Genomic DNA, 15323 nt, shown 5'->3' on the forward strand with positions numbered 1-15323 from the left:
TCGTGCTGCGCATGTCACCGGAAAAGTCCGAAAATTAAAATTGAACGACCGTGCTATTTTGTGTATGCTTGTTTCGCCCAGGCACCGCAAGGCGTTGCGGTGCGCGGGAAAGCGGCAAATTGGGCAGAGGGTTTACCCGCCCATGACGGCCGCCTCCGGAGGCAATCGCCGGCGGACGCCGGCACGCGCCGCCAGCAGAGAAAAATCATTCGAGAATTCGAATCCCGAGACAACTTCTGACACCAAAGGAACCAGCATGACAGCGCAGTATCAGGTTCAGGACGGCGTAGCCGTCATCACGCTCGACAATCCCCCTGTCAACGGCCTGGGTCACAGCACCCGGCTTGGCATCGTCGAAGGCATGACCCGTGCGCTGGACGATGCCGCCGTCAAGGCCATCGTCATCACCGGCGCTGGCAAGGCGTTCTCGGGCGGCGCCGACATCCGTGAATTCAATACGCCCAAGGCCATGCAGGAGCCGACGCTGCATTCGGTGATCCGCGTGCTGGAAGCTTCGTCCAAGCCGGTCGTGGCCGCCGTGCACTCGGTTGCCATGGGTGGCGGCCTGGAACTGGCCCTTGGCTGTAACTACCGCGTGGCGTCCAAGGGCGCGCAGATCGCGCTGCCGGAAGTGAAGCTGGGCCTGCTGCCCGGCGCCGGCGGCACGCAGCGCCTGCCGCGCGTGATCGGCCTGGAGGCCGCGGCCAACATGATCGTGTCGGGCACTCCGGTGCTGTCCGAAAAGTTCGCCGGCACCAAGCTGTTCGACGAGATCGTCGATGGTGACGTGCTGCCCGCCGCAGTCAAGTTCGCGCAGAATGTGGCAGCCGCCAACGGCCCGCACCCGAAGGTGCGCGACCTGAAGGTGCGCCACGAGAACGCGGAAGGCTACCTCGGCTTTGCCCGCAACACCGTGGCCGCGATGGCCAAGAACTTCCCGGCGCCGCTGAAGTGCCTGGAAGCGGTGGCCGGCTCGCTCAAGCCGTTCGAACAGGGCCTGAAGGAAGAGCGCGACGGTTTCCTCTACCTGGTCACCACGCCGGAATCGCGCGCGCTGCGCCATGCCTTCTTCGGCGAGCGTGCCGCCAGCAAGATCCCCGACGTGCCCGAAGGCACGCCGACCCGCAAGATCGAGAAGGTTGCCGTGATCGGCGCCGGCACCATGGGCGGCGGCATCAGCATGAACTTCCTGAACGCGGGCATCCCGGTCACCATCCTGGAAACCAAGCAGGAAGCGCTCGACCGCGGCGTCGGCATCATCCGCAGGAACTACGAGAACAGCGCCAAGAAGGGCAAGCTGACCCAGGAGAAGGTCGAGCAGCGCATGGGACTGCTGTCGACCACGCTGTCCTACGACGAGATCAAGGACGCCGACCTGGTCATCGAAGCCGTCTTCGAAGAAATGGGCGTCAAGGAAATCGTCTTCAAGAAGCTGGACGAAGTGATGAAGCAGGGCGCGATCCTGGCTTCGAACACCTCCACGCTGGACGTCAACAAGATTGCCTCGTTCACCAGGCGTCCGCAGGACGTGGTCGGCATGCACTTCTTCAGCCCGGCCAACGTGATGAAGCTGCTGGAAGTGGTGCGCGGCGAGAAGACTGGCAAGGACGTGCTGGCCACGGTCATGCAGCTCGGCAAGAAGATCAAGAAGACCGCGGTGGTGTCGGGCGTGTGCGACGGCTTTATCGGCAACCGCATGATCGAGCAGTACAGCCGCCAGGCCGGCTATCTGCTGGACGAAGGCGCGCTGCCCGAGCAGGTCGACAAGGCCATCGAGAAGTTCGGCTTTGCCATGGGCCCGTTCCGCATGGGCGACCTGGCCGGCAACGACATCGGCTGGGCCATCCGCAAGCGCCGCGCGGTGGACAAGCCGGACATCCAGTACTCCAAGACCGCCGACCTGCTGTGCGAGATGGGCCGCTTTGGCCAGAAGACCGGCGCGGGCTGGTACGACTACAAGGCGGGCGACCGCAAGCCGTACCCGAACCAGCAGGTCAACGACATGATCGTGCAGCATTCGAAGGATCTCGGCATCACGCGCCGCAAGATCTCGGACGAAGAGATCGTCGAGCGCCTGGTGTTCGCGCTGGTCAACGAAGGCGCCAGGATCCTGGAAGAAGGCATTGCTTCCAAGGCCTCGGATATCGACATGGTGTACCTGACCGGCTACGGCTTCCCGCTGTTCCGCGGTGGCCCGATGCTGTACGCGGACCAGGTCGGCCTGTACAACGTGGCGCTGTCGATGAAGCGCTATGCCAAGGGCTACCACGGTGAGGCCTGGCAGGTCGCGCCGCTGCTGCAGAAGCTGGCGGACGAAGGCAAGGGTTTCAACGGCTAATACGCCAAGAGGGTTCAGCCAGGAGCGGCCATGAACACCACCATCGGACCTGACGATTGCCTGCTGGTGATCGACGTGCAGAACGACTTCATGCCGGGCGGCGCGCTTGCCGTGCCCCGCGGCGATGAAGTGGTGCCCGTCATCAACCGGCTGGCGCGCGCGTTCGGTCACGTGGTGCTGACGCAGGACTGGCATCCGGCCGCGCATGTTTCCTTTGCGGCCAACCATGCCGGCACGCAGCCGTTCCAGACGCTCACGCTGCCGTATGGCGAGCAGGTGCTGTGGCCGGTGCACTGCGTGCAGGACACGCCGGGCGCCGCGCTGCATGCGGGGCTGGACGTGCCGCACGCGCGGCTGGTGATCCGCAAGGGTCACCATGCCGACGTGGACAGCTACTCCGCCTTCCTGGAGGCGGACCGCGCCACGCGCACCGGACTGGCTGGCTACCTGCGTGAACACGGCGTCAAGCGCGTGTTCTGCGCGGGACTGGCCACGGACTACTGCGTGGCGTGGAGCGCGCTGGATGCGCGCGCCGCGGGTTTCACGGCGGTGATGATCGAGGATGCCTGCCGCGCCATCGACCTGGAAGGGTCGCTGGCCAGGGCATGGCAGGACCTCGGCGCCGCCGGCGTTGCGCGCGTCACGTCCGCTGAACTGCTCAAGGCCCAGCGCTGAACCGAACCACCGAACTGAACGACACAAGAGATTCCGAGGAGCAAGACATGAACGAAGCAGTCATCGTATCCACCGCGCGGACCCCTCTGGCCAAGAGCTGGAAGGGCGCCTTCAACATGACCCACGGCGCCACGCTGGGTGGTCATGCCGTCCAGCACGCCATTGCCCGCGCCAGGATCGAGGCCGCCGAAGTGGAAGACGTGCTGATGGGCTGTGCCAACCCGGAAGGTGCCACCGGCGCCAACATCGCGCGCCAGATCGCACTGCGCGCCGGCTGCCCGGTCACCGTGCCCGGCGCCACCGTCAACCGCTTCTGCTCGTCCGGCCTGCAGACCATCGCCATGGCCGCGCAGCGCGTGATCGCCGATGAGGGCGACATCTTCGTGGCCGGCGGCGTGGAAAGCATCTCGTGCGTGCAGCAGGAGATGAACCGCCATATGGTCCAGGAAAGCTGGCTGGTGAAGAACAAGCCGGAAATCTACTGGAACATGCTGCAGACCGCCGAGAACGTGGCCAAGCGCTACAACATCTCGAAGGAGCGCCAGGACGAGTACGGCGTGCGCAGCCAGCAACGCGCCGCCGCCGGGCAGGAAGCGGGCAAGTTCAAGGACGAGATCGTGCCGATGACGGTGCTGGCGGGCGTGGCAGACAAATCGACCGGCCAGCTGGTGACCAAGGAAGTCACCATCTCCGCCGACGAAGGCATCCGCGCCGATACCACGCTGGAAGGCGTGGCCAAGATCCGCAGCGCCGTGCCGGGTGGCGTGATCACCGCCGGCAATGCCTCGCAGTTCTCGGACGGCGCATCGGCTGCCGTGGTGATGAACGCGCGCGTCGCGGCCGCCAAGGGCCTGCAGCCGCTGGGCGTGTTCCGCGGCTTTGCCGTGGCCGGCTGCGAGCCGGACGAGATGGGCATCGGTCCCGTCTTTGCCGTGCCCAAGCTGCTGAAGAAGGCCGGCCTGAAGGTCGACGACATCGGCCTGTGGGAGCTGAACGAAGCCTTCGCCGTGCAGGTGCTGTACTGCGCCGACACGCTGGGCATCCCGATGGACCGCCTCAACGTCAACGGCGGCGCCATCGCCGTGGGCCACCCCTACGGCGTGTCGGGCGCGCGCCTGGTCGGCCATGCGCTGATCGAAGGCAAGCGCCGCGGCGTCAAGTACGTGGTCGTGACCATGTGCATCGGCGGCGGCCAGGGCGCTGCCGGGCTGTTCGAAGTGCTCTGATACGGCTGACGACGCCCGCATGCCGCCGGTTTGCTCCCTCTCCCGCAAGCGGGAGAGGGAGCACCCACACGGTGATTCAAAGCCCCGTCGGTTCGTACAAGAAGGCAAGACAAAATCGCGGCACGCCACGCAGTGCGCCGCATGGAGACCCCATGTCGATGATCCTTTCCCGCCGCGACCTGAACTTCGTGCTGTACGAATGGCTCAAGGTCGACGAACTCACGCGCATCCCGCGCTATGCCGACCACTCGCGCGAGACCTTCGACGCCGCGCTGGACACCTGCGAGAAGATCGCCACCGACCTGTTCGCGCCGCACAACAAGACGAACGACCAGCAGGAACCGCATTTCGACGGCGAGACGGTCAGCATCATCCCCGAGGTCGGCACCGCGCTGAAGGCCTTCTGCGAGGCTGGCCTGATGGCCGCCGGCCAGGACTATGAACTGGGCGGCATGCAGTTGCCGGTGGTGGTCGAGAAGGCCGGCTTTGCCTATTTCAAGGGTGCCAACGTCGGCACCAGTTCTTACCCGTTCCTGACCATCGGCAATGCCAACCTGCTGCTCACGCACGGCACGCCGGCGCAGGTCGAGACCTTTGTCAAGCCGGAGATGGAAGGGCGCTTCTTCGGCACCATGTGCCTGTCCGAACCGCAGGCGGGTTCGTCGCTGTCGGACATCACCACGCGCGCCGAGTATGAGGGCGAATCGCCGCTGGGCGCGCAATATCGGCTGCGCGGCAACAAGATGTGGATCTCGGCCGGCGAGCACGAGCTGTCGGACAATATCGTCCATCTGGTGCTGGCCAAGATCCCCGGCCCGGACGGCAAGCTGATCCCGGGCGTGAAGGGTATTTCGCTGTTTATCGTGCCCAAGTACCTGGTCAACGCGGACGGCTCGCTGGGCGAGCACAACGACGTGGTGCTGGCGGGCCTGAACCACAAGATGGGCTACCGCGGCACCACCAACTGCCTGCTGAACTTCGGCGAAGGCATGAAGTACCGGCCGGGCGGCAAGGCCGGTGCGATCGGCTACCTGGTGGGCGAGCCGCACAAGGGCCTGGCCTGCATGTTCCACATGATGAACGAGGCGCGCATCGGCGTCGGCCTGGGCGCGGTGATGCTGGGCTATACCGGCTACCTGCATGCCGTGGACTACGCGCGCAACCGCCCGCAGGGCCGCCCCGTCGGCCCCGGCGGCAAGGATGCGGCCAGCCCGCAGGTGAAGCTGGTCGAGCACGCCGATATCCGCCGCATGCTGCTGGCGCAGAAGAGCTACGTCGAAGGCGGCCTGGCGCTGAACCTGTACTGCGCGCGCCTGGTCGACGAGGAAGAGGCCGCGGCGGCTGCCGGCGACGAAGCCGTGCATGCGCGCCTGGCGCTGCTGCTCGATATCCTGACCCCGATCGCCAAGAGCTGGCCGTCGCAATGGTGCCTGGAGGCCAACAACCTGGCGATCCAGGTGCACGGCGGCTACGGCTACACGCGCGAGTACAACGTCGAGCAGTTCTACCGCGACAATCGCCTGAACCCGATCCACGAAGGCACGCACGGCATCCAGGGCCTGGACCTGCTGGGGCGCAAGGTGGTGATGAAGGACGGCGCGGCTTTCAAGCTGCTGGGCGAACGCATCCAGGACACCATCGGCCGCGCGCTGGCCGCCGGCGATGCCGAACTGTCGCAGCAGGCGCGCGCCCTGGGCGCCGCCGCCAAACGCCTGGCCGAGGTCACGCAGACCCTGTGGAGCGCGGGCGACCCCAACGTGACGCTGGCCAATGCCTCGGTCTACCTGGAGGCCTTCGGGCACGTGGTGGTGGCGTGGATCTGGCTGGAGCAGGCACTGCTGGCACAAGCCGCGCTGCCGCGCGCCAACGGCAAGGAAGACGAGGACTTCTACCGCGGCAAGCTGGCCGCGGCGGCGTACTTCTTCCGCTGGGAGCTGCCCAAGGTCGGCCCGCAGCTGGCACTGCTCGAATCGCTCGACCGCACCACGCTCGACATGCAGGACGCGTGGTTCTGAGCGGCCGCGCTTTTACCGGAACAACACAAAACGAAGGAAGACAATATGCGCACCATCCAGCAACTGTTTGACCTGAAGGGCAAGACCGCGCTGATCACCGGCGGCTCGCGCGGGCTCGGCCTGCAGATTGCCGAGGCACTCGGCGAGCAGGGCGCCCGCGTGGTGCTGTCGGCACGCAAGGCCGACGAACTGCAGGCCGCGCAGGCGCACCTGAAGTCGCTCGGCATCGAGGCCGACTGGATCGCCGCCGACGGCTCGAAGGAGGCGGAGATCGCCCGCCTGGCCGACGAAGCCATCGCGAAGCTGGGCCACGTCGACATCCTGGTCAACAACGCCGGCGCCAGCTGGGGCGCCCCGGCCGAAGACCACCCGGTCGAGGCCTGGGACAAGGTGATGAACCTGAACGTCCGGGGCCTGTTCCTGCTGAGCCAGCGCATCGGCAAGCTGTCGATGATTCCGCGCCGCTATGGCCGCATCATCAATCTGGCGTCGATCGCGGGCCTGGCCGGCAACCCGCCGGGCACCATGGAAACGATCGCCTACAACACCTCCAAGGGTGCGGTGGTCAACTTCACGCGCACGCTGGCGGCCGAGTGGGGCGAGCACAACATCACCGTCAATGCGATTGCGCCGGGCTTTTTCCCGTCGAAGATGACCAAGGGCTCGCTCGAGCGCATCGGCGTCGAGGCCATGTGCGCCGGCGTGCCGCTGCACCGCCTGGGCGACGACGAAGACCTGAAGGGCGCGGCGCTGCTGTTTGCCAGCGATGCCGGCAAGCACATCACCGGCCAGATCCTGGCGGTGGACGGCGGCGTCAGCGCGGTCTGAGGCAGGCAAGGGGCAACCCGGCGCCGCTTGGCGGAACGCCGGATTGCCCTCAAACTTGGGCCGGCGCGAGGCTTATTGAGCTTTCCCTAATTCGCGACAGTGCAAAAACAACCACAGTCATTCCCGTGCAGGCGGAAATCCAGCGTCTTTGAAGTCACTGGGTTCCCGCCTGCGCGGGAACGACAAGCAAGAAGCGTTGTCGTGAATTTCGGAAACATCAATAGAACCCATTTCACAATGAAATGGGATCTTGCCTCGCCGGCACTCAACTCCGGAATCGCAATTGCCATGAACCAGCTCAAAGGCCCCCTGACTCACATCCCCTTCCTTGCCGATCTCGGCGTGACCTGCAACTTCGCGGAAGGCGGGCGCAGCGAGATCGCGCTGCCGATCGAGAAGCGCCACCAGAACAGCTGGGACATGGCCCACGGCGGCGTGATCATGACGCTGCTCGACGTGGCCATGGCGATCGCCGGCCGCAGCAGCGACGCCGATGGCCGGGGCGTGGTCACCATCGAGATGAAGACCAGCTTCATGGCACCGGGCCGCGGCGCGCTGACCGCGCGCGGCACCACCGTGCACCGCACCACCACCATGGTGTTCTGCGAGGGCGAGATTGTCGACGCCGACGGCAAGACCGTGGCGCGCGGTTCGGGCACCTTCAAGTACATCCGGCGCATGCCGCCGCAGCGCCCCGGTGAAACCGATACCGGTGCCGACGGCTGAGCGCCTGCACCGATGCACCAAGGGGGCAGCGCGGTTGTCTGTCCCGACGCAGTATTCGAGCAGTCCCATATTCCTACTGAAAGGAATCGACCATGTCCAAAACGTTCAAGCGCATCGTCCTGGCCTCGCGTCCCGAGGGCGCGGTGACGCCGGCCAATTTCCGCCTGGAAGAAGTGCCCGTGTCGCAGATCGCCGACGGCCAGGTGCTGGTGCGCAACCACTACCTGTCGCTGGACCCGTACATGCGCGGCCGCATGAACGACAGCAAGTCCTACGCCGCGCCGCAGCCGCTCGACGAGGTCATGATCGGCGGCACCGTGGGCGAAGTGGTGGAGAGCAGGAACAGCAAGTTCAAGCCGGGCGACAAGGTGGTCGGCATGTTCGGCTGGCAGGAAATGGGTGTCAGCGACGGCACCGGCCTGCAGCCGGTCGACACCACGCATATCCCGCTGTCGGCCTACCTGGGTTCGGTCGGCATGCCGGGCGTGACCGCCTGGTACGGCCTGAACAAGATCATCATGCCCAAGCCGGGCAAGACCATCGCGGTCAGTGCCGCCTCCGGCGCGGTGGGCAGCGTGGTCGGGCAACTGGCCAGGCTGGCCGGCTGCCGCGCGGTCGGCTTTGCCGGCGGCAAGGACAAGTGCGACTACGTGGTCAATGAACTGGGCTTCGACGCCTGCATCGACTACAAGGCGGCCAGGGATCCCAAGGAGCTCTACACGATGCTCAAGGAAGCCACCCCGGACGGCATCGACGGCTATTTCGAAAACGTCGGCGGCGACATCCTGGATGCCGTGCTGACGCGCATGAACGCCTTCGGCCGCATTGCCATGTGCGGCATGATCGCCGGCTATGACGGCCAGCCGCTGCCGCTGAAGAACCCGCAGCTGATCCTGGTGTCGCGCCTGACCATCGAAGGCTTTATCGTCTCCGAGCATATGGAGGTCTGGCCGCAGGCGCTGAAGGAACTGGGCACCGCCGTCGCGCAGGGCAAGCTCAAGTTCCGCGAGAGCATCGCCGAAGGCCTGGCCAGCGCACCGGAAGCCTTTATCGGCCTGCTCAAGGGCAAGAACTTCGGCAAGCAGCTGGTCAAGCTGGTGTAAGCGCATACCGAGCCCAGGCGATCCCCGTAACCGACACGTCGTCCCCGCGCAGGCTGGGACCCAGTGACTTTATCCCCGAAGGGGACGTGAAAGACGCTGGATTCCCGCCTGCGCGGGAATGACGAGAGGGTAGTGTGTCAAATCGATGAGGTCTTGCCGTAAATGACGGCATGCGAACAACAGGAGACGCCCCATGAATGCCCCGCAAGCCCCGCAAATCCAGAGCGCCGACGAGATCGGCGCCGGCCTGCCCGAAGAGGTCAAGGCCCGCTACCGCAACCTGCCGCGCCCGCCGCAGTTCGCCACCGCCGCCGAAGAGCGCCTGCACCGCAAGCAGCGTCTGGCCGCGGCCTTCCGGCTGTTTTCGAAGTTTGGTTTCGATGAAGGCGTGGCCGGCCATATCACCGCGCGCGACCCGGAGTTTCCCGATACCTTCTGGGTCAATCCCTTCGGCGTGCATTTCAGCCAGGTCAAGGTGTCCAACCTGATCCGCTGCGATCACCACGGCGACGTGGTGGAGGGCGACTACCCGGTCAATGCCGCGGCCTTCGCCATCCATTCGCGCGTGCACCAGACCCGCTCCGACGCAGTCGCCGCCGCGCATTCGCACAGCACTTATGGCCGCGCCTGGTCCACGCTGGGCCGGCCGCTCGATCCGCTGACGCAGGACGTGTGCGCGTTCTACCAGGACCATGCGGTCTATGACGACTTCGGCGGCGTGGTGGTGGAGCTGGACGAGGGCCAGCGCATCGCTAACGCGCTGGGCCAGAACAAGGCCGCGATCCTGCAGAACCATGGCCTGCTGACGGTGGGCAAGACCGTCGACGAAGCCGCCTGGTGGTTCATCACCATGGAGCGCTCATGCCAGGTGCAACTGCTGGCCGAAGCCGCCGCCGCGCGCACCCAGGCGCCGCTGAAGGTGATTTCCGGTGCTGCCGCGCGCCAGGCCTATTCGATTGTCGGCACGGCGCAGGCGGGCTGGTTCCAGTTCCAGCCGCTCTATGCCCGTATCGTCAAGGAGCAGCCGGACCTGCTGGACTGACCTTTGTGGCAGTGCCGCAATCATGGAGGTGGACCGCATGGCCGACATCATTCTTCATCAGTACGCAACCTCGCCGTTCTCGGAAAAGGTCCGCCTGCTGCTGGGCGCCAAGGGACTGGCCTGGCAGGCGGTGGAAATCCCCGCCATCCTGCCCAAGCCCGACCTGCTGGCGCTGACCGGCGGCTATCGCCGCACGCCGGTGCTGCAGGTGGGCGCCGATGTCTACTGCGACACCGCGCTGATCTGCGAGGTGCTGGACGCACTGGCGCCCGTGCCAGCGCTCTATCCGCCGGCCCAGGCCGCGGCGGCGCGGCTCGCGGCCGCGTGGTTCGATACGGCGCTGTTCACCGCATCGGTGACCTATGTGTTCCAGCCGGCCGGCGTCGCCAGCATGCTGGGACACCTGTCGCCGGCGCAGATCCAGGCCTTCACCGCGGACCGCAAGGCCATGCGCGGCGATACCAACGCGCTGCGCATGCCGCTGGCGGAAGCGACTGCGTTGCTCCATGAGACTTTCGGGCAACTGGAAACGCAGTTCGCGGCTGGCATTGAGCACGTGGCCGGTCCGGCGCTGTCGATTGCTGACTTCTCGCTGTATCACAACCTTTGGTTTATCCGCCGCGCCGGCGCGCTGGCGCAGTTGCTGGAGGCTTATCCGCGCCTGCAGGCCTGGTATGCGCGCATGAACACCTTTGGCCATGGCCGGCCGCGCGTGATCGAGAGCGAGGATGCGATCGGCGCCGCGCTCAGGGCCGACCCGGTCGCGCTGGACGAAAGCGTGATTGCCGATACCGGGCTGCAGGCCGGCGACGCCATCACCGTCACGCCCACCGACTACGCGCGCGACCCAGTGGCCGGCGTGCTGCTGGCGCTGACCGCGCGCCGCGTCACGCTGCGCCGCCAGGACACGCGGGCCGGCGCGCTCAATGTGCATTTTCCGCGGCAGGGCTACCAGGTGCAGCGCGCCGCCTGAGTGGGCGCAGAGCACACCGCCCGCCACTCCACACACTACGCGACAGGACAGACGAAATGAAGGATTTCTCCAACAAGGTGGCTGTCATTACCGGCGGTGCTTCGGGCTTCGGCAAGGAATTCGCCCGCATCGCCGCCGACCTCGGCATGAAGCTGGTGCTGGCCGATGTGCAGGAAGACGCGCTGGACGCGACCGTAGCGGAATTCAAGGCACGCAACGTGCCGGTGATCGGGTTGCGCACCGACGTCTCGCGCGCCGACCAGGTGCAGGCGCTGGCCGATGCAGCCATCGAGGCCTTCGGCCAGGTCAACCTGCTGTTCAATAACGCCGGCGTGGGTGCGGGCGGCCTGATCTGGGAGAACTCGGAGAAGGACTGGGAGTGGGTGCTGGGCGTCAACCTCTACGGCGTGGTGCACGGCGTGCGCATCTTCACGCCGCTGATGCTGGCGGCTGCAGCGAAGGATCCGGCCTACCAGGGCCATATCGTCAATACGGCGTCGATGGCGGGCCTGCTGAACCCGCCGGCGATGGGCGTGTACAACGTGTCCAAGCATGCGGTGGTGGCGCTGAGCGAAACGCTGTACCAGGACCTTGGGCTGGTGACGGAGCAGGTGCGCTGCTCGGTGCTGTGCCCATATTTCGTGCCGACCGGCATCAGCCAGTCGCAGCGCAACCGGCCCGCCGACATGGCCAACCAGGCGCCGCCGACGCGTTCGCAGCTGGTGTCGCAGGCCTTGTCGGACAAGGCCGTCGGCTCCGGCAAGGTGACCGCGGCGGAGGTGGCGCAGGTGACGTTCGATGCCATCCGCGACGAAAGCTTCTATATTTATTCCCACCCCCAGGCGCTCGCCCCCGTGCGCCAGCGCTTCGAGGATATCGTCGGGCAGCGCAATCCCGGCGATCCGTTTGCCGACAAGCCCGAGGTCCGCGCGGGCCTCGTTGCCGCGTTGCGCGGCTGAGCGCAATGCAACAACGAGGAGGACCGCATATGGAGAACAACATGGCTGCCCCCGCCGCCGTGATCCGCCACCTGCAGTACGCCACGCTGCCCAACGGCACCCGCCTGCACTACGCCAGCGCGGGCGAGCGCGGCAAGCCGCTGATGCTGTTCGTGCACGGATTTCCTGAATTCTGGTTCGAATGGGAGGCCCAGCTGGCCGAGTTCGGGCACACGCATTTTGCCGTGGCGCCAGACCTGCGCGGCTACAACCTGTCGAGCAAGCCCGCCGATGTCGACGCCTACCGGCCGCGCCATATCGTCGAAGACCTGGTGCAGCTGGTCAGTGCGCTGGGCTATGACCAGGCCGTGGTGGTGGCGCATGACTGGGGCGGGGCGATCTGCTGGAACCTGGCGATCCAGTTCCCGCAACTGGTGCGCCAGCTCATCATCGTCAACTCGCCGCATCCCTACCTGTTTGCGCGCGCGCTGGCCACCGATCCGGCGCAGCAGGCCGCGTCCGCCTACATGAACTGGCTGCGCAAGCCGGGCTCGGAAAAGGCGCTGGCTGCCAACGACTTCGCGCTGCTGGACCGGATGCTGGCCGACGCCGACGGCAAGCCGGCGGCCTGGTACACGCCCGAGACGCGCGCCAGGTACCACGCCGCGTGGTCCCAGCCTGGCGAAGGCAGGGATGCGGACGTCCATCCGCTCACCGGCGGCGTCAACTTCTACCGCGCCTCGCCCATGCACCCGCCGGGCGAGGGCGAGCCGCCGCCGGATATCTCGCGCCTGGACCCGGCTGCCTTTGTGGTCAAGGTGCCGACGCTGGTGATCTGGGGCGAGCGCGACCGCGCGCTGCCAAAGTCACTGGTGGACGGGCTGGGCGACTTCGTGCCGGACCTGCGCCTGGAACGCATCCCCGAGGGCACGCACTGGGTGATCCACGAGCAGCCGGAACGGGTCAATCAGCTGATCCGCAGCGCGCTGCTGTAACGGGACAGGCTCCGCCGGGCGGCGGCGCCCGGTAGCCGACCCCGGCCCGCGCGAGCTTGGGCAGCTCGCGCTGTTCCACCACGCCGGCGAAGCCTTGCCAGTCAAGGTCCAGCGCATGGCGGTCGACCTTGCCGGTGTCTCCCAGCCGGAAGCGCTCGCCCTCGCGGTAGGGCAGCTCCCAGCCGGCCCGGTGCCAGGCGCGCTCGGCCAGCGCCAGCAGGCGCGGATAGACCATGTACTCGAACTGCGCCTCGGTGCGCATGATCTCGCCCCAGGCCTGTCCCTGGATCCCCTCTATCGGTGCCGCCGGGCCGCGGCCAGTCAGTTCGAACGGCTGCCCGTCGCGGTCAGGCATCAGCTCGGCGTTCTGCGGCAGGTTTTCCGGGGCCAGCGAGAAGACCTTGAAACTGTCGGTCGCCGCGGAAGCCCAGTAGTAGCCGCGCTCGCGCGGATCGGCGGCATGGGGGAAATCGAAGTACAGGTAGTCGGGCAGCGCCAGCACCGTGCGATAACCCCTGGCACTCCAGTCTTGCGCGGCCTGCGCGCCGCCCCAGAAGAGCGTGTCCCACAGGGTCACCATGACGCTGCGCGTGGCAAAGTCGGCCGGGCCGCCGGCATGCTTCAGGCCGTCCTGCCATGCGGCCATGGTTTCGATGCCGTTGGCGTTGACCAGCCCGCTGACCTGGCGGGCGAACCGGGTGGGCAGTTCGTCCACCGTGTCGAGGCTGAGCTGGCCCAGCAAGGTGGCGCATGCTGGCGAACGCGCCCATGGCTTGTCCTGCGCGGCCCGGTCGACGCGGCCCTTGCCCGGCTCGGTGCCATCTGGCGGCTGGAAGCCTGCGCCGAGCAGGACGTTCTTGGCCTCGTCCCCGCCAAAATGCCATGTCCGCAGCGGCGCCCCTGCCTCGCGGTGCATCGCAGCAATCTCCGCGATGACCTTTGCCGAGAAATTCAGCGCGCCGCTCATGCAAGGGTTCAGGTAGCTGCGGCGGTCATAGAACTGCACGGAGAGCGTGTTCGACGTATCGTCGGGATCGAGCAGGCGGAAGGCGTTGGCCTGCGCTTCCTGCCCGGCCGCATGCAGGCGCCGGTAGCGCGCTTCCATCGCCACCACGGCGGCGCGCGCGTGCGCGGGCATGTCGATCTCGGGAATGACCTCGACAAAGCGGTCGGCGGCGTAGCGCAGCAGCGCGATGTAGTCGTCGCGGCGCAGGTAGCCGCCGCCGGAACGGTCGTCCGGACCGGAGGCCAGTTGCGGCAGCAGGCAGTGTTGCTCGCCCGGGTCATGGCAGCGCCGGGCGCCGATTTCGGTCAGTTCCGGCAGGCCCGGGATCTCGATGCGCCAGCCTTCGTCGTCGGACAGGTGCAGGTGCAGGCGGTTGAGCTTGTAAGCGCTCATCTGGTCGACCAGGCGGCGCAGCGTGGCCGGCTGCCGGAAGTTGCGCGCAACATCGACCATCATGCCGCGATGCGCAAAGCGCGGCGCATCCGCGATGGCCAGCATCGGGATCGTGCCGCCGCCGGCCGGCACCAGCGAGAGCACGGTCTGCGCGCCGTGGTACAGGCCCGCCGCGTCGTAGCCCTCGATCGCTGCGCCGCTGGCGTCGATGCGCAGGCGGTAGCCGCCCGGCACGGCGATGTCGGCCGGCAGTGCATGCGGCGCCAGCACGCCGTTCACGCGCAGGCCACGCGCGGCGAGCCCGATTCCGGCGGCGCGCGCGCGCAGCGCGGCGACGCTGGCTTCGGGCAGTTCCGGCAAAGCCAGCTCGATGCCGCGCAGCGCAATCTCGCCGCCGATGCGCTGCTGGCGCATCACCGCAGGCAGGGCGCGCGCGGCGACTTGCGCGGCGGGCAGGGCGGCCTCGTTCCCGGCGCGTGCTGGCGCTGGCTGCGCGCCGCCGCCTGGCAGCGGCTCGACGTAGCGGGTCTCGTCGTCGGTGTCGTTGTGCCTGAGCACTGCGGGCGCGGCGCCGGCCACCACGACATAGGGGCGCGGCAGCAGGTCGCTATAGCGCCGCAGCCAGTATTCCGCGACGAAGGGCAGTTCGATGCGCGCGCCGGGGCCGATCATCACGGCGCCGGGGTGCGGCGCCAGTTCGTAGAGATCGCCGGTGAGGTGGCGCAGGGAAAAACCGGGGCGCCCGACCTGCAGCAGGCGGCGGATGCTGTGCAGGTAGAGCTTCCAGCCATCGCCGCGGATGGGCGCCTGGCCGCGGTTTTCCAGGATCAGGCGGCCGCTGGCGCAACTGCCCCAGTCGGCGCCGAGTGCGGCGCACGGTACGCCTGCCCTCGCCGCATCGTTGTGGTCGACGGCGACGCGCAGCATCAGGTCCTTGCCGAGCCGGTCGGCCAGCGCGGCGCCAGCGGAGGTTGCGCCGGCGCCAGCCCCGGCGGCTGCCGTTGCGGGCGCGGGGAGCATTGCAGTGATGGCCAGCCATGCAGCCAGCCTTGCCTTTGCAGTCAT

General features: G+C 67.2%; 12 protein-coding genes. 11 read left to right on the forward strand and 1 reads right to left on the reverse strand.

Annotated elements, in window-relative coordinates; all coding sequences use genetic code 11:
* Positions 1 to 256 precede the first annotated feature (256 nt).
* The 11 genes from ACREYQ_RS06785 (at position 257) to ACREYQ_RS06835 (ending at position 12859) form a co-directional block, all read left to right on the forward strand.
* Positions 257 to 2338 (forward strand): 3-hydroxyacyl-CoA dehydrogenase NAD-binding domain-containing protein, encoded by a 2082-nt coding sequence (locus ACREYQ_RS06785; RefSeq protein WP_432259986.1) that lies wholly within the window; start codon positions 257 to 259, stop codon positions 2336 to 2338.
* A 30-nt stretch (positions 2339 to 2368) separates the two neighbouring features.
* On the forward strand, positions 2369 to 3013 hold the full coding sequence (pncA, locus tag ACREYQ_RS06790; protein WP_432259987.1) for a bifunctional nicotinamidase/pyrazinamidase: 645 nt from the start codon (positions 2369 to 2371) through the stop codon (positions 3011 to 3013).
* Positions 3014 to 3060: 47 nt separating this feature from the next.
* On the forward strand, positions 3061 to 4239 hold the full coding sequence (locus ACREYQ_RS06795) for an acetyl-CoA C-acyltransferase (RefSeq protein ID WP_432259988.1): 1179 nt from the start codon (positions 3061 to 3063) through the stop codon (positions 4237 to 4239).
* 152 nt (positions 4240 to 4391) lie between these two features.
* On the forward strand, positions 4392 to 6254 hold the full coding sequence (locus ACREYQ_RS06800) for an acyl-CoA dehydrogenase (RefSeq protein ID WP_432259989.1): 1863 nt from the start codon (positions 4392 to 4394) through the stop codon (positions 6252 to 6254).
* Between the two features lie 45 nt (positions 6255 to 6299).
* A complete protein-coding gene (locus ACREYQ_RS06805) occupies positions 6300 to 7082 on the forward strand; it encodes an SDR family oxidoreductase (protein WP_432259990.1) in 783 nt (260 codons plus the stop codon).
* 288 nt (positions 7083 to 7370) lie between these two features.
* The gene (locus tag ACREYQ_RS06810; protein ID WP_432259991.1) at positions 7371 to 7808 is read left to right on the forward strand and encodes a PaaI family thioesterase; all 438 of its coding nucleotides are present in this window, start codon (positions 7371 to 7373) and stop codon (positions 7806 to 7808) included.
* A gap of 92 nt (positions 7809 to 7900) precedes the next feature.
* Positions 7901 to 8911, forward strand: coding sequence for an NADP-dependent oxidoreductase (locus tag ACREYQ_RS06815; RefSeq protein WP_432259992.1), 1011 nt, complete (start codon positions 7901 to 7903; stop codon positions 8909 to 8911).
* A 193-nt stretch (positions 8912 to 9104) separates the two neighbouring features.
* Positions 9105 to 9953, forward strand: coding sequence for a class II aldolase/adducin family protein (locus ACREYQ_RS06820; RefSeq protein WP_432259993.1), 849 nt, complete (start codon positions 9105 to 9107; stop codon positions 9951 to 9953).
* A gap of 37 nt (positions 9954 to 9990) precedes the next feature.
* Positions 9991 to 10926, forward strand: coding sequence for a glutathione S-transferase family protein (locus ACREYQ_RS06825; RefSeq protein WP_432259994.1), 936 nt, complete (start codon positions 9991 to 9993; stop codon positions 10924 to 10926).
* A 56-nt stretch (positions 10927 to 10982) separates the two neighbouring features.
* A complete protein-coding gene (locus tag ACREYQ_RS06830; RefSeq protein WP_432259995.1) occupies positions 10983 to 11885 on the forward strand; it encodes an SDR family oxidoreductase in 903 nt (300 codons plus the stop codon).
* Positions 11886 to 11914: 29 nt separating this feature from the next.
* Positions 11915 to 12859, forward strand: a complete 945-nt coding sequence (locus tag ACREYQ_RS06835; RefSeq protein WP_432259996.1) for an alpha/beta fold hydrolase — start codon at positions 11915 to 11917, stop codon at positions 12857 to 12859.
* On the opposite strand, the gene ACREYQ_RS06840 is transcribed toward ACREYQ_RS06835, so the two are convergent.
* The gene (locus ACREYQ_RS06840; protein WP_432259997.1) at positions 12828 to 15323 is read right to left on the reverse strand and encodes a family 20 glycosylhydrolase; all 2496 of its coding nucleotides are present in this window, start codon (positions 15321 to 15323) and stop codon (positions 12828 to 12830) included. The two genes, ACREYQ_RS06835 and ACREYQ_RS06840, sit on opposite strands and share 32 nt — an antisense overlap.

It is taken from the genome of Cupriavidus sp. TMH.W2, from assembly GCF_050847365.1.
Classification (GTDB): Bacteria; Pseudomonadota; Gammaproteobacteria; order Burkholderiales; family Burkholderiaceae; genus Cupriavidus.

Excerpts from the sequence above, each read along its gene's own strand:
- ACREYQ_RS06820 (WP_432259993.1), top strand. The coding sequence starts at position 9,105 with ATGAATGCCCCGCAAGCCCCGCAAATCCAGAGCGCCGACGAGATCGGC.
- ACREYQ_RS06795 (WP_432259988.1), top strand. The coding sequence starts at position 3,061 with ATGAACGAAGCAGTCATCGTATCCACCGCGCGGACCCCTCTGGCCAAG.
- ACREYQ_RS06840 (WP_432259997.1), bottom strand. The coding sequence starts at position 15,323 with ATGACTGCAAAGGCAAGGCTGGCTGCATGGCTGGCCATCACTGCAATG.
- ACREYQ_RS06810 (WP_432259991.1), top strand. The coding sequence starts at position 7,371 with ATGAACCAGCTCAAAGGCCCCCTGACTCACATCCCCTTCCTTGCCGAT.
- pncA (WP_432259987.1), top strand. The coding sequence starts at position 2,369 with ATGAACACCACCATCGGACCTGACGATTGCCTGCTGGTGATCGACGTG.
- ACREYQ_RS06800 (WP_432259989.1), top strand. The coding sequence starts at position 4,392 with ATGTCGATGATCCTTTCCCGCCGCGACCTGAACTTCGTGCTGTACGAA.
- ACREYQ_RS06835 (WP_432259996.1), top strand. The coding sequence starts at position 11,915 with ATGGAGAACAACATGGCTGCCCCCGCCGCCGTGATCCGCCACCTGCAG.
- ACREYQ_RS06815 (WP_432259992.1), top strand. The coding sequence starts at position 7,901 with ATGTCCAAAACGTTCAAGCGCATCGTCCTGGCCTCGCGTCCCGAGGGC.
- ACREYQ_RS06805 (WP_432259990.1), top strand. The coding sequence starts at position 6,300 with ATGCGCACCATCCAGCAACTGTTTGACCTGAAGGGCAAGACCGCGCTG.
- ACREYQ_RS06830 (WP_432259995.1), top strand. The coding sequence starts at position 10,983 with ATGAAGGATTTCTCCAACAAGGTGGCTGTCATTACCGGCGGTGCTTCG.
- ACREYQ_RS06785 (WP_432259986.1), top strand. The coding sequence starts at position 257 with ATGACAGCGCAGTATCAGGTTCAGGACGGCGTAGCCGTCATCACGCTC.
- ACREYQ_RS06825 (WP_432259994.1), top strand. The coding sequence starts at position 9,991 with ATGGCCGACATCATTCTTCATCAGTACGCAACCTCGCCGTTCTCGGAA.